The sequence below is a fragment of the Paenibacillus sp. FSL M8-0212 genome, from assembly GCF_038004645.1.
GTDB lineage: Bacteria > Bacillota > Bacilli > Paenibacillales > Paenibacillaceae > Paenibacillus.
The window spans coordinates 4,822,188-4,842,847 of the sequence record NZ_JBBORP010000001.1; the positions used below are offsets into that span (position 1 = coordinate 4,822,188).

At 47.3% G+C, this 20,660-nt stretch carries 17 protein-coding genes; 13 read left to right on the top strand and 4 right to left on the bottom strand.

Annotated features, from left to right (window positions below; genetic code table 11):
• Positions 1-163 precede the first annotated feature (163 nt).
• Together ftsW and MKX68_RS21260 are read right to left on the bottom strand one after the other, a co-directional pair.
• Complete coding sequence (gene ftsW, locus MKX68_RS21255; protein WP_339310018.1) at positions 164-1,453, bottom strand: putative lipid II flippase FtsW; 1,290 nt, start codon at positions 1,451-1,453, stop codon at positions 164-166.
• Between the two features lie 13 nt (positions 1,454-1,466).
• The gene (locus MKX68_RS21260; RefSeq protein ID WP_017687430.1) at positions 1,467-1,814 is read right to left on the bottom strand and encodes a YugN family protein; all 348 of its coding nucleotides are present in this window, start codon (positions 1,812-1,814) and stop codon (positions 1,467-1,469) included.
• Positions 1,815-2,024: 210 nt separating this feature from the next.
• Here MKX68_RS21260 and MKX68_RS21265 point away from each other — a divergent pair, with 210 nt between their 5' ends.
• From MKX68_RS21265 to MKX68_RS21300, 8 genes are all read left to right on the top strand, one after another.
• A complete protein-coding gene (locus MKX68_RS21265; protein ID WP_340914010.1) occupies positions 2,025-3,194 on the top strand; it encodes a M20 family metallopeptidase in 1,170 nt (389 codons plus the stop codon).
• A 193-nt stretch (positions 3,195-3,387) separates the two neighbouring features.
• On the top strand, positions 3,388-5,082 hold the full coding sequence (locus MKX68_RS21270) for a DNA repair helicase XPB (RefSeq protein ID WP_340914011.1): 1,695 nt from the start codon (positions 3,388-3,390) through the stop codon (positions 5,080-5,082).
• A 35-nt stretch (positions 5,083-5,117) separates the two neighbouring features.
• Positions 5,118-6,836, top strand: coding sequence for a helicase-associated domain-containing protein (locus tag MKX68_RS21275; RefSeq protein WP_340914012.1), 1,719 nt, complete (start codon positions 5,118-5,120; stop codon positions 6,834-6,836).
• Between the two features lie 152 nt (positions 6,837-6,988).
• Positions 6,989-7,426 (top strand): YlbF family regulator, encoded by a 438-nt coding sequence (locus tag MKX68_RS21280; protein WP_036614642.1) that lies wholly within the window; start codon positions 6,989-6,991, stop codon positions 7,424-7,426.
• Between the two features lie 30 nt (positions 7,427-7,456).
• A complete protein-coding gene (locus MKX68_RS21285; protein WP_026080981.1) occupies positions 7,457-7,720 on the top strand; it encodes a YlbG family protein in 264 nt (87 codons plus the stop codon).
• A 165-nt stretch (positions 7,721-7,885) separates the two neighbouring features.
• Positions 7,886-8,323, top strand: coding sequence for a hypothetical protein (locus MKX68_RS21290; RefSeq protein WP_017687436.1), 438 nt, complete (start codon positions 7,886-7,888; stop codon positions 8,321-8,323).
• 132 nt (positions 8,324-8,455) lie between these two features.
• Positions 8,456-9,379: a selenium metabolism-associated LysR family transcriptional regulator gene (locus MKX68_RS21295; RefSeq protein ID WP_338587868.1), complete on the top strand. Its 924-nt coding sequence runs from the start codon at positions 8,456-8,458 to the stop codon at positions 9,377-9,379.
• Between the two features lie 67 nt (positions 9,380-9,446).
• A complete protein-coding gene (locus MKX68_RS21300) occupies positions 9,447-10,316 on the top strand; it encodes a PHP domain-containing protein (RefSeq protein WP_340914013.1) in 870 nt (289 codons plus the stop codon).
• Between the two features lie 142 nt (positions 10,317-10,458).
• Here MKX68_RS21300 and MKX68_RS21305 read toward each other — a convergent pair whose 3' ends face one another.
• Positions 10,459-10,905: a GNAT family N-acetyltransferase gene (locus MKX68_RS21305; protein WP_340914014.1), complete on the bottom strand. Its 447-nt coding sequence runs from the start codon at positions 10,903-10,905 to the stop codon at positions 10,459-10,461.
• Between the two features lie 416 nt (positions 10,906-11,321).
• Complete coding sequence (locus tag MKX68_RS21310) at positions 11,322-13,094, bottom strand: Rqc2 family fibronectin-binding protein (protein ID WP_340914015.1); 1,773 nt, start codon at positions 13,092-13,094, stop codon at positions 11,322-11,324.
• Positions 13,095-13,450: 356 nt separating this feature from the next.
• On the opposite strand from MKX68_RS21310, the gene MKX68_RS21315 reads away from it, so the two are divergent.
• From MKX68_RS21315 to remA, 5 genes are all read left to right on the top strand, one after another.
• Positions 13,451-16,309 carry a calcium-translocating P-type ATPase, SERCA-type gene (locus MKX68_RS21315; RefSeq protein ID WP_340914016.1) on the top strand — a complete coding sequence of 953 codons (2,859 nt, stop codon included), beginning with the start codon at positions 13,451-13,453 and terminating at the stop codon, positions 16,307-16,309.
• A gap of 180 nt (positions 16,310-16,489) precedes the next feature.
• Positions 16,490-17,323 (top strand): diaminopimelate epimerase, encoded by an 834-nt coding sequence (dapF, locus tag MKX68_RS21320; RefSeq protein WP_036614947.1) that lies wholly within the window; start codon positions 16,490-16,492, stop codon positions 17,321-17,323.
• A 215-nt stretch (positions 17,324-17,538) separates the two neighbouring features.
• The gene (locus MKX68_RS21325) at positions 17,539-19,428 is read left to right on the top strand and encodes a bifunctional homocysteine S-methyltransferase/methylenetetrahydrofolate reductase (RefSeq protein WP_017687443.1); all 1,890 of its coding nucleotides are present in this window, start codon (positions 17,539-17,541) and stop codon (positions 19,426-19,428) included.
• 19 nt (positions 19,429-19,447) lie between these two features.
• Positions 19,448-20,347: a YicC/YloC family endoribonuclease gene (locus tag MKX68_RS21330; RefSeq protein ID WP_076211386.1), complete on the top strand. Its 900-nt coding sequence runs from the start codon at positions 19,448-19,450 to the stop codon at positions 20,345-20,347.
• Positions 20,348-20,398: 51 nt separating this feature from the next.
• Entirely contained in the window at positions 20,399-20,659 is a 261-nt protein-coding gene (gene remA, locus MKX68_RS21335) for an extracellular matrix/biofilm regulator RemA (RefSeq protein ID WP_006209218.1), read from the top strand.
• Position 20,660 lies beyond the last annotated feature (1 nt).

Here is a 20,660-nt window from a genome sequence, read left to right on the forward strand (position 1 = left end):
GCAATGGGGGACAGAGCTACATTGACCTGTTCTTCATCTTGATAGACAGAATTATACCTAGTACACACAAAAAAAGCTGCGCATCCATTGGGTGCACAGCTTTTTTTATGTTTCTTTTTCTTTTGAATGGGTACCTGTTCTGTTTCTGAAGGTATAATCCCGTTTATCGAATCCGACGGATGGATTCCCGTGAACGAAGAGCAGGAGAGGTACGAGTCTGCGTCTGTACAGTCACGGACTTGGTTTTCTCTTCCTTGATCACGTCCAGATTGTTGGTGCGCGAGATACTGAGCAGAATGCCCATGGCAACCATCATCACAAAGAGTGAGGTACCCCCATAACTGATAAACGGAAGCGTGACCCCCGTCACCGGAATGGTCTGAGTTACACCACCGATGTTGATAAATGCCTGAATCGCGATTAGTCCCATGATACCTATGCCGACCAATGTTCCGAATGGATCGGGACAGCGGAGAGAGACAATAATTCCTCGCCAGATGAAGTACAGGTAAACAAGCAGGAATAATGCACTTCCGATGAATCCGAGTTCTTCCCCAATTACGGAGAAAATAAAGTCATTATACGCATTTGGCAAATAGTGCAGCTTCATCGTACCTTGTCCAATCCCGGAACCTGTCATGCCGCCATCACCAATGGCAACAAGAGAACGGTAGAGGTTAAGACTTCCGCCATTAATATCGGACAATGGATCAAGGAAAGCCTGAATACGTCCGATCTTGTAGTTCTGCTCCGCAGTGACTGCTGTTGTAGCAGTCGTTGTGTCGGAAGGAGACATGGAAGAAAACAGAGAATTCGCTCCAAACGCCAGTGCCCCACCGAGTACAACCAAGAGAATCGAACCCAGGATATGTTTCATACTGGCTCCCCCGGCATAGATCAAGAGACCACAGGTGGACACCAGGATAAAGGTGGTACCGAAGTCTGGTTGCAGCATAATCAGTCCTGCGATGAATCCAACGATGAACAAGACGGGAAAATACCCTGTCTTGAAAACCCTGAATTTCTCACCTTTTTTGGTAATAAGAGCAGAGAGATAGAGAATGATAGCAATTTTCGCGAACTCTGCAGGCTGAAGACTGAAACCGAAAATGTGAATCCAGCTTCGTGCACCGTTCAATACTGCACCTGAGATCAAAACAATCACCAGCATGACCGTAGTGAGCAGGAAAAAGGGTGCATAGAGCTTTTTGTACTTGTTGAAGCGGATATTCATGGCAAAAAACATGCCAAATAGACCGATAATCGCCCACATAAGTTGTTTTTTCGTGAAGTAAAGGGCATCATTGTTAAATTTATCGCTTGCGATTGCAATGCTGGAACTGGAGCTGAATACCATCACCAGTCCAAAGCCCACCAACAATAAAGTGAGGATTAGCAGTTGAAAATCCGGCGTGCCTCTCTTCGTTTTCGTTTGGGCCGTTTGTTGTTTCATCGTTTGGCCCAGCCTATGCTTCCAGCAGTTCTTTAAGCTGCTGTAATTTTTGGGCTGCCAGCTTCACGACTGGTTGCGGAACGGAAGAGTCATAATCCAGGCCGTGAGGGAAAGTGGCTTTGCCAAGGTATACTGCTTCAACAGCAAGAACGGTATCCGGTTTTTCCAATTTGCCTTCCACAGCGCGGGTATTAATGCGTACAAAGTATTCTGAGTTGGTTTGTTCATCTTCAATTTTGTAGTCATATGTAGCACGGTAATATTCCCATTGCCACCGGACAAATCCGACTTTCTCGGCGCTCTCATCCAGGTATGCCAAGTCGCTCTTCAAGCCATCCAAGCCTGTATTCTCAAAAATCATAAGCGTTTGATCCTCCTCATAAGCTTCCGAGTATAATTTCTCGAGTATTTCTCTAGTTCATGATAGTATGTTTCCCCTTCCCGTGCAAGCTTTCCAAAGGCGTTTCGTATCGGTTTTCTTCCAATTCTGCTACAATATACAGCAATAGGTTTGAAGAGGAAGGTTCGGGCTTGACACAAGTCCCGTTCAAGATTGAAAGGGTGGAGAGAAATGACTAATAATATATGGTGGGAAGATCTGCAGATCCACATGGTGGAATGGCGGCGTCACCTTCATCGCAATCCAGAGGTTTCCTTTCATGAGGAGAAGACATCCTCTTTTGTAGCGGATATGTTGGAGAGTTTTGGCGTGGAAGTGAAGCGTCATGTTGGTGGTCACGGGATCATCGGTACCATTCGTGGGGACAAGCCGGGTCCTGTCGTCATGCTGCGAGCTGATATGGACGCACTTCCAATTCAGGATGAAAAGAATATCGAGTATGCATCACAACAAGCAGGAGCGATGCATGCATGCGGCCACGATGGTCATATCTCAATCCTGCTCGGTACGGCATTGTATTTCAGCCGTCACAAGCAGGAGATCCAAGGAGAGATTCGTTTTTTGTTCCAGCCAGCAGAAGAACTGCTTCCGGGCGGTGCAGTCCAGGTCATAGCGGATGGTGCGCTTGAAGGCGTGGATGTCATATACGGAATTCATCTGTGGACCCCGCTGCCTGTAGGTGTGGTTGCCAGCAAAGCAGGACCGATGATGGCTGCGGCGGACGATTTTTACATTGAGATCAAAGGCAAAGGTGGACATGGCGGGATGCCACAATCCACGATAGATAGTCTCATCGCGGGTTCTGCGCTTGTGATGCAGCTTCAGACCGTTGTCAGTCGTTCGGTGGATCCATTACAACCGGCGGTGCTGACCATTGGTACAATGCAGGCAGGATCGGCTCAGAATGTAATTGCAGAGCAATGCAAAATGAGCGGTACGGTAAGAACGTTTGATGAAGAGACCCGAAACGGGATGAAAGAGCGCGTGCTTACCATGGTAGCTCAGACAGGGGCAGCGTATGGAGCTGAGACGCAAGTGAAATATATTATGGGATATCCACCTGTGGTGAACGATGAGCAGGAGACAGCGCGTTTCTTCAGAGAAGCTACAGAATTATTTGGGGCAGAACGAGTGCAAGCATCCCCGATGCTGATGCCAGCGGAAGACTTCGCGTATTATCTGCAAAAGGTTCCAGGGTGCTTTATGTTTGTTGGAGCAGGCAACCCGGATAAAAATGCGATCTATCCGCATCATCATCCGATGTTTGATTTTGATGAAGACGCGATGCAGACGGCCGTGAGATTATTTATCGCCATGGCCAAGGGTTACACAGCCGAATGACTTTATAGCTAGTTGGGCATCCTGTTCATACCGAGGTATGGGCAGGATGTTTTTTTTGTGGATTTTTATAGATGTTGTTCAAAAAGTCCACTTATCGGTACAGAAAACCAAACTTTTTGAACTCGCAATTATACAGGTTCATTTTCGGAAGCTGCCGGAACTGGACTTTTTTGTGATAGGAGGAAGGCTCAAAATGGAAGGAACAGAACATATGGTAAGGACAGATGCTTGTATCGTTCAGCGAGATTTTACAGTTTTGCTGGAAGTTGGCCACCCCGGATTCGAAAGAGCAAGAGAACAGCTTGGGATGTATTCAGAACTGGTTAAGACACCGGCAGCGTTTCATACTTACCGAATCACTCCGTTATCGCTCTGGAATGCGGCTGCGCTGGGATGGAATGCAGATCAGGTCATCGCAAGTCTGGAGCTGGTATCCCGCTGGAACGTGCCTGCTGCACTCATACAGGATGTTCGGAGAATCATGGATCAGTATGGCAAATTAAAGCTGCATTCCGAAGCAGATCACACCAGAATGCGTCTTTACAGTGAGGATGAGAGGTTGCTGGATGAATTAAGTGGATTGAAAACGATAGCTGCCTTTCGCATGGAACGCAAGGACGCTCATGAACTTCTGCTCCCAGGAGAACAGCGAGGGTTATTAAAAAGGGAATTAACACGATTGGGTTACCCTGTGCTTGATTACGTGGGGTATCGGGAGGGAACCAAACTTTCATTTGATTGGCGGTCTAATGATCCGTGGGACCACTCTGAGCGATTTGCGCTGCGTTCTTACCAGAGAGAGGCTGTGGATGCATTCGAAGGCAGTGAGGGCATGGGAGGAAGCGGTTTGCTCGTACTTCCTTGCGGGGCAGGGAAAACGGTCATTGGCATGGCCGTGCTGGAGCGGCTTCAATGTGAATGCCTTATTTTGACGTCCAATACAACGTCTGTGCGACAGTGGATTCAAGAAATTCAAGACAAAACAACGATTACCAGCGAACAGATTGGTGAGTATTCAGGTCAGAAAAAACAGGTGAAACCTGTGACTGTAGCTACATATCAGATTCTTACACACCGGAAATCAAAGGATGCTGATTTTACCCACATCAAACTGCTCAGTGAGCGGCAATGGGGGCTGATCATATATGATGAAGTACATTTGCTGCCAGCACCAGTGTTTCGTGCAACTGCGGATATTCAAGCTACGCGAAGGCTGGGATTGACGGCCACCTTGGTTCGAGAGGATGGCTGTGAACAGGATGTGTTTTCGTTGATTGGTCCAAAGCTCTATGATATGCCGTGGAAACAACTGGAGCAGCAAGGGTGGATTGCTGATGTACAATGTCAGGAGATACGTATCCCGTTTTCCCCGGAACTAAGATCAAATTATCTGCAAGCCGAGGTTAAACATCAATTTCGATTGGCTGCCGAGAATCCGGCGAAGGTACGTGTAGTCAAGCGTTTGCTGGAACGTCATCGGGATTTGCCTGCGCTAGTGATTGGACAATATCTGGATCAACTTGAGTTGATTGCCCGGGAAATTGAAGCACCTTTGATCTCGGGTACCATGTCACAGCAAGAGCGAATCAAGTGGTTTGCTGCATTTCGACGTGGAGAGATTAAAACGATTGTGGTATCCAAGGTTGCCAATTTTGCTGTGGATTTGCCCGATGCTGCTGTTGCGCTTGAGATATCCGGGAGTTTCGGGTCAAGGCAGGAAGAGGCACAGCGTTTGGGGAGAATTCTGAGACCAAAAGCTGGAGAAAACAAAGCCTATTTCTATGCGCTGGTATCAGAGGATAGTAAGGAACAGGAGTTTGCATTAAACCGTCAGATGTTCTTGGTGGAGCAGGGATATGAATATGCCATCGTTCATGAGAACGAATAGTCCATTTATACTCGCGCAAACAGGAGGGATTGGATATGTCTTTATTTGAACCAATAGATGAGCCTGTGGTACTGAACCTTGATTCATGGTCAAAGCTTACTTTGGTGGAACAAAAAGTGCTTGGTGCAATTTTTCACAAACATGCCGGTCAGCCTTTTTCCTCCCTCCTGCCGCGAGAACAGTGGGCCATCGAAGGACTAAGTGTGGCAGAAGCCAAATCTTCATTCGCCAACCTTAGGCAGCAAAGATGGATTGAATCTGTATATAAGAGTTGGGGGGAGCGATTATTCTATATACCTGCTTCGCTGATGGAGACATTGACGATTGCTTACGCACAAAGAGTGGGTATAACCGTTGAAAAGATGGCACAGCATGCTCATGTACTACAGGAAGGAAAGCCGGATCTCGCTGCAGAGTTGATTCATCTGATCGCTTGGATCGGAAGAGAAGGACTTCCTTTGACAGGTAAAGGTACGATACATAAGAGAATGGTTCAAAAATTAAGTGCAATAACAGTACTATCCGCTACAGATTTTGATGGTTTGGGCATCCAATATGAACATTCGGATTTGTATCCGACCCACGTAGCTATCCTTCTCGATCTACTGCTCAGTTTGAATCTCGTTCAGAAATCAGATGGCCAAATTCAGATTGTAGATCATCGATTACAAAAATGGTTGAAGCTCTCGTGGAGACAAATGCATCGGGAAATATATCAAGCGTGTATGGAAAGATACGGAGAAGCTGAACCCGTGTTGCAGCATTTCCGTTATCAATTGGCAGTGTTTGCTCCAGAAAAAAATATATGGTGCCATATAGAGAATTCGGAATTGAAACCACGGGTCAGGGGCTGGCTCTACGCACTGGCTGGCTGGGGTTATGGTGAAGTAGGAGAAGATCAGTCGGGAGCGCTGGCATTCCGTTGGCTGATTGAACCGCAGACCCTGTTATATCGAGAACAAGAGATGGTAAGTGAGGCGGAGCCGTGTGGGTTTTACATGCAGCCTGATTTCGAAATGTTGGTGCCACCAGAAGCACGGCCTGATGTGATCTGGATGCTGGAGCAATGTGCAGAACGGGTGACGCGTGATCGAATGTCGATCTACCGCATGACAAGAGAACGATTCATCTCGGCCATAGCCAGCGGGTATGGATTACCTGCAGTGATAGAGTTTCTGGATCAATATGCGCTGACAGGTATACCGGAGAATGTACGTATTGCGTTAGCAGATTGGGGAAAGGAGACGGATGCTGCACCGTTGACCGTAATTCGGAGTATGAAGGTAATGGAGGCAAGTACAGGCTCTGCAGATGAGCCGAAGTTATTAGAAAAGGATATGTGGAGCGGTGTATATTCTTCTTTCTACACTCCCGATAATCTAGGTCTGGTTGATGTCCCTGCTTCTCTGCATGGGTTGGAGCATGATCATACTGTCATTGAGAAGAAGTTCTCTCTGTTGGGATTTGAGGAGATACCGGAGACCTGGTACAAGGAGTGGCGTCGATATCATAGTTCAACCGCACGACAGATTGCTGCCAAAGCCATTGAGTGGCAGACAAAGCTGGGGATACAACAGGAAAATCGTACGCAATACCTCATTCCACATCAGGTAGAGGGTCATGAACAATGGACTTTAAGCGGTTGGTGCATGTTGGATTCAAGTGAAAATACATCAGAGACGGAATGGCGTACATTCTCCCCGTCAGAGTGGGATACAATGCGTCTTATCCTGCCAGATGATGTCATAAGCTGACTATTTCAAGTGAATATCAGGTTGAAAGGCGAATTTTCGAGTTCCCCCTATTTCTAATTGCAGGAAAAACTCTTCTTTACTATTCATGGATATGCTATGATGAGGTAGTCTACGTTAAGTAGAACTTTATATATAGATAGGATGAATATTTCATGAGCGTAGCGGAAATGAACACGGTCGATATGGCCCAAGTGTTAACGGGCGCATATGAACTGGGCGACATGATTAACCAATCTGCCGAAGTATCGGATTATTTATATTGGAAGCAGCAAGTCGAGACTACCCCTGAGATTCAGATGGGGATTCGGAAGCTGAATGCCAAGAAGGAATTGTTTGAAGAAACACAGCGTTTCGGTCATTTTCACCCGGATTATCATGCAGCAAAAGACCAGGTGAAGGCTCTGGAACAGGAGTTGGAAAATTTCGAGGCGGTAATCCGCTTCAAACAGGCAGAGAAGTCCCTGGATGATATGTTATTCCAGATGTCAGAGACCATTGCATTTGCAGTGTCAACGACCATTAAAGTACCGAGCAATGACCCGAATCCGAAGGGCGGCTGCGGTAGTGGCGGCAAGTGTGGTTGCAGTTAAGTAATCATTATAGAAGGGCGGGGAACGATGATGTTTGCGGAAAGGACAGGATTCATTATTTGGGTCAGTGATTTGAAGGCTGCCCGTAATCTCGAAAAATATGGCACCGTGCATTATATCTCCCGCCGTATGCATTATGTGGTCATGTATGTTAATGCAGAACGGGCAGATGATACGATGAAAAATGTGAAGCGGCTTTCCTATGTGCGCAAGATCGAACGCTCGTATCGTAATGAGATCAAAACCGAGTATGCTAGCAAAACGATGGACAAAACGAGCTTTTATGGAATATAGAAGAGAAACTGGAGGGACCCTTTGGGGTCGCTCTTTTCTTGAATTATACACAAATTGGCTATTGTGAAAAAAAGTTAAACTTACGCCTTGAGGTTGCGGGACTAATGTTGTAATATATTTGGTAATAAATAGATAGAAAGTCCTATCTGGTGGAGAGTGATTCCCATGCGTGATAAGGTGATGCAACGTTGGAGCACCTACGAGCCGTTTTTCGTGGCTCTTGGAGACAAGAAAGTGGCCGACATCGTCATTACCCATCATGCCAAGATGCGGTATGCAGACCGTATTGAGCCTGCACGTAGTGATGATGACCATATTGCGGCGTGGTTATGGGAGTGTCTGAAGCAGGACCGTATAACACCATACTACCGTAATGAACAGGACGTCTACCTGATTGATGAGGATCTGGTGGTGGTCGCCGAATTTTCCGAACTTGAAGGAGAATATGATATTGCGGGCAACCCGCTGCACAAAATGATTGTGGTTACGTTTCTGGGACGTATGTCGGAGACTATTGAGTTGAGGGACCTGAAATCATATTATTCATGGTTAAGACATTCAAGAAGAATGACGTTGGTCAAAAATAGCCGCAAGCATAAGTAAGCCTGAGTAGATTCAATATGTTGAAATCATAGATTCAAGTATTATCGCATGCAGACAAGCTGCATGCTTTTTTTGTTGCCAAGCGGGAAATCGGCTACAATGTAGAGAGTGTAATCGAAGAGGGGCGAAGATATGAATTTTCACCAATTGCATATTTTTTATACGGTAGCAGAGAAGGGGAGTTTCTCGGCTGCTGCACAAGCATTACATATGACTCAACCGGCAGTAACGATGCAGATTCAATCATTAGAGGACTATTTTGGGACCAAGTTACTGCATCGTTCCACCAAAAAAATAGAATTGTCCGAGGCGGGCCGGACTTTATTGCCTCATGCGAAACGGAGTGTAGAGCTGGTCAGACAGACGGACGAAGCGATGTCGGCGTTTACTCAGATGTTACAAGGTCGACTCCAGCTGGGAGCCAGTTTAACGATCGGGGAATATGTGCTTCCACGCATGCTCGGACCATTTGCGCTTCAATATCCGGATATTTCAATCGTCATGAAAGTGATGAATACAACGCAAATTATGGATGATATATTAAAGCACCAGCTTAATTTTGGTCTGATTGAAGCGCCAGTGCACCACCCGGACATGATTGTAGAGCCTGTCATGCAGGACGAGCTGAAACTGATTGTACCTGCCGGGCATGATCTGGCTAAGCGTAGCAAAGTGAATATTGAGGATGTCATGAATTATCCCTTTGTGCTGCGTGAGAAGGGCTCGGGTACTCGTCAGGTGATGGAAGACCAATTGCAAAAGAAAAAGATTGATCCACAGGATATGAATGTTGTGATGGAACTTGGCAGTACAGGAGCGGTAAAATCGGCCGTAGAGGCAGGGGTAGGCATTACAATGTTATCTCCTTCTTCGGTGCAGCATGAACTGGCTCTGGGACTTGTTCATATTGTGGATATCCGCGGACTCGAATTCAAAAGGCAGTTCTATGCCATCCATCTAAAATCGTCCTTGTTGCCCCTGTCAGCAGTTGCTTTCCTGAATTATCTGCGTCAGCAGGAGCAGCCTGTGTCGGTTCATAAGACGGGGAAAGCATAATAGTTGGCAACATCAATGATAGATAAGAGTGAATCATAATCAATTTTACACAAAGGAGCTGTTGTTCATGGATCAGCGCCAAGGACGCTGTGATCTTCATATGCATAGTCAGGCTTCGGATGGAATGCAGCCACCTGCTGATAATGTGAAGCTTGCCAAACAAAAAGGGCTATCTGCGGTTGCCTTAACGGACCATGATACAGTAGCTGGTGTAGCAGAAGCACAGCAAGCGGGAAAAGAGTACGATATTGATGTTGTTGCCGGAGTGGAGATCAGCACTCGGGCTGGTGGAAAAGATATTCATGTGCTCGGGTATTATGTGAATACGGAGGATGAGCAGTTCCTGCAACGGTTGCGCGGATTACGAGAAGCGCGAGATGAGCGAAATCATCTGATTATTGGCAAGCTGCAGGAACTCGGGCTTGATATAAGCTGGCAGGAGGTACTCGATGAGCTAGGACGGCCGTTAGAGCCGGATGAGAGTATCGGCAGACCTCATATGGCCGATGTGCTGGTGAAAAAAGGCTACGCTGTTGACATGCGGGATGCATTTGATCGGTATCTTGCTGAAGGCAAGCCTGGCTTCGTATCTGTCCCCCGCGTTGCACCCGAGGATGCGTGCGAGTGGATCAGAGCCGCTGGTGGAGCCGCTGTGATTGCCCATCCGGGTCTCTATAATGATGATGAATTGGTGCGACGTATCATCGAAGACTCTCGTCCAGATGGCATTGAGGTGTTTCATTCGGACCATGGCCCGGAAGAGGAACGCAGGTATGGTAAGCTGGCCAAGGAATACGACCTCATTGAAACAGGTGGATCTGATTATCATGGCAAACGGCAAGGTGTTGTTTTCCACGGAGATCTTGGTAGCAAGACCGTGACGGTTGATGTGTTGGAAAGGCTGAAGGCAGCTGCTTCACAGCAAAAAGTAGAGTAAGCGAGACGTTGCAACGCTCTATCTGACTATAATAAATTCTGTATTACTGGGATACATTTTAAGTCAAAGTAGTAAAGGACATGCAAACATGATAGGGCTGAACCTTCATGTTTGCATGTCCTTTTTTTGTGCTCAAAAGAGTTTACGTAATGGAATAGTTTACCCAAGCGCCACGTGTAGCCCCAAGACGCTCGAATAATTGCTGTGCCCGCTCATTGTTCACTGCTGTGATCCAGGACATATAAGCACAGCCATGATCACGCGTATAATGCTGACAGTGTGCAAATAATTTGGCTTCTGCTTCGCCCTCTCTGAATGTTTCCGTAACAAATAGGTCATTCATGATGGCAACACGTTCTGCTTTCATCGTGCTGTATGTAAAGAACAGGGTGGAAAATCCGATAAGCTCCCCGTCCTGTTCTGCCACGAATTGAGCACCGATCTGCTGATTAAGCAGGTTGTTGATCAGAAGCTGGATGGATTGATCACCAGGCCAAGGGTTGTTGTAGAATCCCACCACATAGTCATGCATTAATGCCATCAGGGGTTTCAGATCATCAGGTTGCGTTTCTCTGATATGTATGGTCATGGTACACTTCCTTAACAGTAATTTTTATTTCTTAGAATTGAATTATTATACATATAAATGAATTAATATTCAATAAAAGCGAAAAATAAGTTGAGCTTCACATATCATTCAAACAAGTAATGCAATAACAAAAATCCCCTGACCGCTAATGGTCAGGGGATTCTGTCTTTGTTACTTTTACATCTATATAGGTTGAACTAATCATTTACACGATAACGGAGAGGACAGAAAAAACCTGAAAAAGCGGAGCTAAAAGCTTTCTGCAAGAAAGCTACTTCGGAAGCATAAACTGCGCCTTTATCACCGGATTTTCCCTTGAGAAAAGGGAATCAAAAAATCTGGGGATAACAGCGATTGGAAGGTTGTTCTGTCATCGTAGTGTCAGTGTAAATAATCTTTAGTTCAACTTATATATACTATCCATTTTTAATCGTGGATGGCAGACTTTTGATCAATTCATCATTTGGCGTGACAAACAAGGTCTTCTGATGATCATAGATGACAAAACCTGGCTTCGCACCACTTGGTTTGCGCACATGACGGATAAACGTGTAATCCACAGGCACACTGCTGGACTCCTTGGCTTGGCTGAAATAGGCAGCAAGCTGTGCTGCTTCTTCCAATGTAGCTTCACCAAAGTCCGTACTGCGAATAACGACATGTGAGCCTGGAATGTCTTTGGTATGCAGCCAGGTGTCGTTGGAAGAAGCGAGACGGTTGGTCACGTACTCATTCTGCAGGTTGTTTTTACCCACAAGAATATCAATCCCCTCGGAGGAGGTAAACTGGTGTACGGTCGGACGGTCACTTTTCTTCTTCTTTTTACCTTTTTTATTACGGTCACGAAGGTATCCTTGCTGAACAAGCTCGTCCCGTATTTCCTCAATATCGTTCATGGATGCAATGGAGAGCTGCTGTAACAGGTTATCGAGATAGTTAATTTCGTCTTTGGTTTTGCCAAGCTGCTCATGAATCACAGCCAGACTGTTTTTGTATTTGTTATACCGCTTGAAATAACGTTGTGCGTTGTCAGACGGTGTGAGCAGTGGATCAAGCTGAATGGTAATGTTGGCTTGGTCTTCATCGTAGAAGTTCACAAGCTCCACGCTCTTATCCCCTTTGTGGACCTGATGCAGGGAGGCAAACAGCAACTCACCCCATAGTCTGAACTTGTCAGCATCGTCCGCTTCCAGCAGATCCTTGTTCAGGTTGTCCAGCTTTTTGATGTTTTTGCTTCGCTCATTCTGCAGAAAACGGAGCAGATCACTTACTCTTTGTTTTACCGTGTCCCGTTCAGCCTTGTCTCCGTAATAATCTTCCATGCATTTGCTCATCGTGTCATAGGTTTTCTCCAAGTCCTGAATGCTCTGAAGATGAACGGCCGAGAAAATCATTTTGCCTTTGGCGTTCATTCCAGTTACAGGAGTATAGAGATGATTTCTGACAGGTCCCATCACAGCTTCAAAAGCGTTCCAGAGTGCATCAGCCTCAACTCGGCTCTCACCCTCAACCACATCTGGAGTGCTCACGGTGCCTTCAAGAGCAATCCCACGGGCAGCAATCTCTCCCGCAATTAACGGGCTAAGACCGCTAAAGGAGTTCACAAGCCAGCGTGATGCCTCTTCCTCAGCGGCATGATAGCTGTCCTCGAATGCTGTACGACTCACTTCGAGCGGATTACTTTTATGTTGCTCGGGTGGGGCAGTATACGCGAATCCAGGCATGATTACCCGGTAGCTACTGATGGAAGGAGTCACATGATGAATGCCATCCAGAATCGTTCCAGTTACAGGATCAAGCAAAATAATATTACTGTGACGCCCCATCAATTCAATGATGATCCGTTTAACCGAAACATCCCCCAGTTCGTCGCGCTGGCGCACATTGATGTGGATAATACGCTCCATGCCAATCTGACGGATCTCCTCAATGATTGCACCTTCACAGTGCTTGCGGAGCAGCATGCAGAACATGGGTGCTTCCGTAGGGTTAAGGAATGTCTTTTCCGTAAAATGCACACGGGGATAGGTTGGGCTTGCCGAAACAAGCAATTTACTATTTCCGCGCTGAGCACGCAGTGTGAGAACTACGTCATGGCCATTCGGCTGATGGATTTTGCTGATACGTCCACCAATGCAGCCTTGCAGTTCATGAACAATGGCCCGTGTTACGATGCCGTCCAATGCCATTTTTTCCACTTCCTCTCTCTATCGAGCATCTGCATTTATCATGGCAAATGCTTCATCTATATAACTGAAACGTGCAACCAGGTATGTAAAAAAACAAGGACTGGCTGCAGATTCTTCGTTGCTTTCCTGTTGAACGCTGGAATTGGTACTGCGCAGAACATCGCAGACTTTTATTTTAGCCTATTCTGTCCATCAGGGAAAGGATTCACCTTCCGGGTGCTAATCACAGACCTGTCCGAATACATATAGAGCAGGTAGTTTGTCCGGCATAGTGTACAGCCTGTCGACCAGCGCGCCGGTGAGTCATGTGAGCTTATTTTGCAGATGAAATACAGACTGGGAGGGAAACTTGAAGCATGGAACATACCAAGTGGCATCAACTTAGTGATGAAGAGCTTCGTAACACTCTTGGCGTCAGCCCGCAGGAAGGATTGACGGATGAAGCTGTAGCAGAGAAGAGGAAAGTGGTCGGTTCGAATGAGCTGAGCGAGGGGAAACGCATTTCTCCAATTACATTGCTCTTGAATCAGTTCAAGGATTTTATGGTGCTGGTATTGATGGGAGCAACGTTGGTATCCGGATTGTTGGGTGAGTATCTGGATGCGGTAACGATTGTGGCTATTATTGTACTGAATGCAATTCTGGGGTTTGTACAGGAATTCCGGGCTGAACGATCTCTTCGTGCATTGAAACAGTTGTCTGCACCTCTTGCCAAAGTGCTTCGTTCAGGCCAGGAAGTACACCTTGCCGCCAAACAACTTGTCCCCGGGGATATTATCATGGTGGAGAGTGGGGACCGCATACCTGCTGATGTGCGCTGGCTGCAAACGAACAGTCTGGATGTCGAGGAGTCGGCACTTACCGGGGAATCGGTTCCTGTAAGCAAACATTGCCTTCCGATTGCGGACGAGGACGTTCCGCTGGGTGATCAGAAGAATATTGGTTTTATGGGTACGATGGTCACTCGTGGCACAGCTAAAGGTGTGGTCATTCGTACTGGGATGGAGACGGAGATGGGCAAAATCGCCGATCTGATCCAAAATACGGAGGAGCAAGAAACACCTTTACAGCACAGGCTGGAGCAATTGGGCAAAATTCTGATTTTTGTCGCATTGGGATTAACTGTTATGGTTGTCGTCGCCGGGATATTACACGGTCAACCAGCCGTTGGCATGTTTCTGGCAGGGGTCAGCCTCGCGGTGGCTGCCATACCGGAGGGTCTGCCGGCCATTGTAACCATTGCACTCGCACTAGGCGTGCAGCGTATGATCAAACGTAAAGCCATTGTACGCAAACTGCCTTCTGTCGAAACCCTTGGCTGTGCATCCGTAATCTGTTCGGATAAGACAGGCACGCTCACTCAAAACAAGATGACGGTAACGGATGTGTGGCTGGAGGGACGCAGCATCAAGGTTACCGGAGATGGTTATGCACCTGAAGGGCAGATGCTGGAGAACGGTCGAACGGTGGAATTGAAGAGTGATCAATCCCTACGCAGAATGCTCCAGATCAGCGCGCTTTGCAACAATGCGAGTATTGTGGAAAGTGCTGCCAGCGAGGTGGGGAACAAGAAAAAGGGCAAGGATAACAAAAAGGACAGCAAGAAAAACACGAAAAAAGGTGACCTCCAAGAAGAAACCGTTCAACGAGATAATGTATTCTGGGAGCTGAAGGGCGACCCGACGGAAGGGGCACTCGTCACACTGGCCTCCAAAATGGGGCTTACTCCTGCCGGACTCAAAGAGTTGTATGCCCGCCAGCAGGAATTCCCGTTTGATTCGGAGCGTAAACGCATGTCGGTCCTGGTTCATCATCAGGGTGGCCGAATGATCTACACCAAAGGTGCACCGGATGTGTTAATCGGACACTGCAGTTATATTTTGTGGGAAGGCAAGGTTGTACCTTTCACTGGAACGCTGCGGCAGAAAGTGATGGCAGCTAACGAGAGCATGGCTGGAGCAGCACTGCGTGTCCTCGGAATGGCCTATCGTGAAGTGCGGCCGGAAGAAAAAGTGGCTGACGAACACGCCGCCGAAAGTCAACTTGTCTTCGTAGGGCTTGCAGGTATGATAGATCCACCGCGTCGTGAAGTGCGAGATGCGATTGCCACATGCCGCAAAGCAGGCATTCGTACCGTCATGATTACAGGTGATCATGGAACAACGGCAGAAGCCATTGCTCATCAACTCGGGATTCTTCCACGTGGAGGTGCCTCGCTAAGTGGTCAACAACTGGCAGGCATGACAGACGAGCAACTGGATAAACAGGTAGAGGGCATATACGTATTCTCAAGAGTGTCTCCTGAACACAAGCTTCGCATCGTGAAATCGTTACAGCGCAAAGGGCATGTCGTTGCGATGACGGGGGATGGAGTGAACGACGCTCCGGCGATTAAAGCAGCTGACATTGGGATCGCGATGGGCATTACAGGCACAGATGTGACGAAGGAGGCTTCGGCGCTCATTCTGAGTGATGATAACTTCTCAACCATTGTGGCTGCCATTGAAGAAGGCCGTAATATTTATGAGAACATTCGAAAGTTTATCCGTTATTTGCTGGCATCCAACGTGGGTGAGATTTTGACGATGTTCTTTGCAATGATGATGGGCCTGCCACTGCCGCTTGTACCTATTCAGATTCTGTGGGTTAACCTGGTGACGGATGGTTTGCCTGCAATGGCGCTCGGGGTAGATCAGCCGGAAAAAGATTTGATGGAACACAAACCCCGTGGAGCCAAGGAAAACATTTTTGCCCGCAGACTCGGTTGGAAAATCGTCAGCCGGGGTGTATTGATTGGATTATGCACACTCGGAGCGTTCTGGCTCACCCTTCAGGCTGCACCGGATAATCCGGGTCAACTGATCAAGGCACAGTCTGTAGCTTTTGCTACACTCGTTTTGGCGCAGCTTATTCATGTCTTTGACTGCCGTAGTTCGAGGTCGATCTTCCACCGGAATCCACTACAGAACAAATATCTGGTTCTTGCCGTGATTTCATCGGTTGTACTGATGCTGGTTGTGATGTACGTTGAACCGTTGCAGCCGATCTTCAAAACCGTACCGCTTGGTTTGCGTGAATGGGCGCTCTGTATCGTTGCTGCGGGCATTCCAACGTTCCTTATGGGCGCAGGCAGCGTCTGGGGTGGTCGTCGTAACCGCCGCCGTATGGGTGGTTCTGGCCGCTTCGTACCGAAAAGTACAAAGTTTTCGGCATAAAATCAATACCTTTTCCTTACCTATTTCGTTATGCTATCCTCAATGATTCAAAGCGGCAGCTTTGGCATTTTGCAGGATAGCTTTTTTGTGTAAATGTTGAATATGAATTTCTATGGTAATCCTGTAGAAGAGCAAGAATATAGCTTTGGCAGCAGACTGCCAAAAGGAGTGGGCAAGATTATGGAATTTACGAAAATGCACGGACTTGGTAACGATTTTATCGTTGTATTTGGTGAAAAGGAGCTTCCGGCAGATGCAGCAGAACTGGCTGTGAAATGGTGCAACCGTTTCTTTGGCATCGGAGCGGACGGCCTGGTTTATATACTGCCTTCAGAGAAGGCGGACTTTCAGATGCGTATCATGAATTCGGACGGTTCGGAAGCAGAACAGTGCGGTAATGCCATTCGCTGTGTATCCAAATATGTATACGATCATGGTCACGTGAACCAGGAGCAGATCACCATTGAAACGATTGGTGCAGGGGTACAACCTGTGAGTCTCAACATTCGTGATGGTAAAGTGGAAACGGTTCGTGTCGATATGGGTGAGCCGATTCTGAACGGTCTTCAAGTGCCTACAACGGTGGATGCCAATCCAGTGGTCGATCACTACATTGAAGCGAATGGACATGCGTTCAAATTCACTGCCGTATCCATGGGTAACCCGCATGCGGTTATCTATGTTGATGATGCTGTTAATTTTGATCTCACGACTTGGGGCCCACTTCTTGAAGTACATCCCATGTTCCCGAAAAAAATCAATGTTGAATTCGCCACAGTTCGTGACCGTGGATATGTGGACATGCGTGTATGGGAACGCGGAGCTGGTCCAACACTTGCTTGTGGAACCGGAGCTTGTGCGACACTGGTATCCTCTGTCCTGAATGGACATACAGATCGTACAGCTGTCATCAGCCTCAAGGGTGGAGATCTCCACATTGAGTGGAATGAAGCTGACAATCATGTATACATGACTGGACCTGCTGAAGTTGTTTTTAAGGGAATCACTTCATAAATCAAGTGAACGGTGTAACACAAGAGGCCTGCGGGCCTCTTTTTTTGTCAATAAGAACAGGTCGTGTCTCCTGTACAGAGACATATTGGGGGCTGTATGGCAAGAAAGTCCATATGAGCTGGATACTCATCAAAACCTGTGTTTTTCTTCGTTTTTTAGCGTTTTTTGTGTTACATTAGTATGTAAATGATCACAGCTAGGCGGGGGGAAATGGGATGAAGGCGGATTTGCGCAAAGTTATGCAGGAACGGGTTCTCGTTGGAGATGGGGCCATGGGAACATTTCTGTACCAAATGGGGTTCCCGGTAGGGATTTCATATGAAGAATTAAACTTGATTTCACCTGAAGTGGTGGCGGATGTACATCGCCGTTATCGGGATGCAGGTACAGAAATATTTGAAACAAATACGTATTCTGCCAATTACGACAAGTTGTCCAAGTTCGGTCTGGAGTCCAAGGTGGAGGACGTGAACCGTGCCGGCGTACGCATTGCCAAAGAGGTAGCTGGAGATACCGGTTATGTGCTTGGTGCAGTTGGTTCCATTCGAGGTGGCAAGCGGACGAATGTATCAACGAGTGAACTGAAACGCTTTTATCAACAACAGATCTCTGCACTGCTTGATGAAGGCGTGGATGGCATTTTGCTTGAGACCTTCTATGATATCGAGGAAATGGATATTGCCCTTTTGCAAGCGCGCAAGCTAAGTGATCTGCCCGTGATTGGACAGTTCGCGGTAGAGGATGTAGGACACACACTGGACGGATATACAATGCCTGAAGCCTTCCGTATTATGCGGGAGCAGGGTGCGGACGTCATTGGTTTTAACTGTCGCTCAGGTCCAAACGGGATTATGCGTGCCATGGAAACCGTCTCCGGACGTATTGGTATTCCAATGTCCGTCTACCCGAACGCGGGTGCCGCAGATTATGTGGATGGTCAGTTCCGTTATGGTGCGACTCCGGAGTACTTTGGTCAGACGGCAGTGCAATTTGCTGAACTGGGTGCTCGTATTATCGGTGGTTGCTGTGGTACGACACCTGATCATATTACCGCTATGAAAGAGGCGCTTGCTGACTATGTGCCTTCGCCCATTCTGGAGCCTGATCCGTCAGAATCCAAACCGCGCATCGTGTTGCATGAAAATGTGGATGAGCGTTCCGGACGTGGAGGACAGCCTACAATCGTTGATCTGGTCAAGCAGCGTCACACGGTCATTGTTGAACTTGACCCGCCACGTGACTTGGACATTGCCAAGTTCATGAAGGGTGCCGAGACACTGAAAGCAGCAGGAGCCGATGCCCTGACACTGGCCGATAACTCACTCGCGGTTACACGGATGAGCAACATGGCGCTGGGTCACCTCGTTCAGGATCGCACGGGTCTTCGTCCACTTGTGCATATTGCCTGCCGTGACCGGAATCTGATTGGAACACAGTCACACATGATGGGTTTTGATGCTCTGGGCATTAATCATGTACTGGCTGTAACAGGAGATCCTGCAAGATTTGGTGATTTGCCGGGTTCAAGCTCGGTATACGATCTGACTTCTTTTGAAATCATACGCATGATCAAACAGTTGAACGATGGAGTGGCTTTCTCAGGTAAACCGCTGAAGCAAAGAGCTGGTTTTGTAATTGGAGCGGCATTTAATCCTAATGTGAAATATTTGGAGAAAGCTGTACAACGTCTGGAGAAGAAAATTGCCTCTGGCGCTGATTACATCATGACACAACCGATCTATGATCCTGAGTTGATTGTAGCAATGCACGAAGCGACCAAACATCTGGATGTGCCCATTTTCGTAGGTGTAATGCCGCTGGCGAGTGGACGGAATGCAGAGTATCTGCACAACGAGGTTCCCGGAATTCAGCTCTCGGATGAAGTGCGTTCCCGTATGGCAGGTCTGGAAGGCGAAGAAGGCCGTGCGATGGGGGTAAAAATTGCTAAGGAATTGCTGGACGTAGCAACAGCGCATTTCAAAGGCATCTATCTTATGACACCGTTTATGTTCTACGGCATGACGGCCGAACTGACTCAATACGTATGGGAGAAGTCGGAGCATCAATGTCCTACTTGTTTCAACCCTAATAATCAATTACAATAGTAAAACGGATGTGATGCCGATGTCATTCAGTATGACCGGATACGGTCAATCCGCCTTTCATTTTGGCGGCTATAAGGTACAATTAGAGATCAAATCTGTTAATCATCGTTACTGCGAAGTGATGATGCGTCTGCCAAGAGAGTGGACGTATTATGAAGACGGTTTGAGGAAGATCGTACAGAGTCGTTTGAAACGTGGGCGGATTGATGTTTATGTAATGAAAGAAAAAGAGGAAGACCAGGCTCTTCCCGCTGTTCTGAATGAACAGACGGTCAGGGCCTATCTGCAGGCTGCAGAGCAACTGGAGACCCAATATGGAATGCAGGGCAAACCAAGTATTGTGGATATGCTTGGGCTGCCGGACGTCATGGTTCATTCGGATGGGACAAGTTCCATTCCTGAAGAGCAGAAGGACGAATGGGAGCGAGTTTTGCAGGAAGGATTGAAAGAGGCTCTGTCCAGCCTTGAACAGATGCGCGCTCGCGAGGGTCTTCATCTGGCCAGTGATCTGGAACGGAGGATTACCCGTCTGGAGTCACTGCATACCGAGATGCTTGATCTTGCACCGACTGTGGTAAGTGATTACCGCAACAAGCTAAGACAGAGGCTTACGGAAATGCAGGAAGAAGGCTCTTTCCCTTTTGATGAGCATAAATTGGGTATGGAAATTGCAATGTTTGCCGATCGTTCTAACATAGAAGAGGAGCTTACGCGTCTACAGAGTCACTTTGGACAGAGCAGGGAACTGCTGAAGAGTGATGAGCCCGTAGGTCGTAAGTTGGACTTTCTAATTCAAGAGATGAATCGGGAAGTCAATACGATTGGATCAAAAGCCAACCATTTGGCTCTGGTGAATCGTGTTGTCGAGATGAAGGCGGAGCTGGAGAAGATTCGTGAGCAAGCTGCGAATATCGAATGATCGGCCACATTTCGGCAAAAGAGTCGCATGTATAGGGGGAAGAACCTGATTATGGCAATCAAACTCATTAACATTGGATTCGGTAACATCGTATCGGCGAACCGGATTATATCCATCGTGAGTCCGGAATCGGCGCCGATCAAGAGAATTATACAAGAGGCAAGAGATCGTCACATGCTGATTGATGCAACGTACGGAAGACGTACTCGTGCCGTAATTATTACGGATAGCGATCATGTCATTCTGTCTGCGGTTCAGCCTGAGACGGTCGCCCATCGTCTTTCTTCGAAAGATGATGATAACGACGAATAAA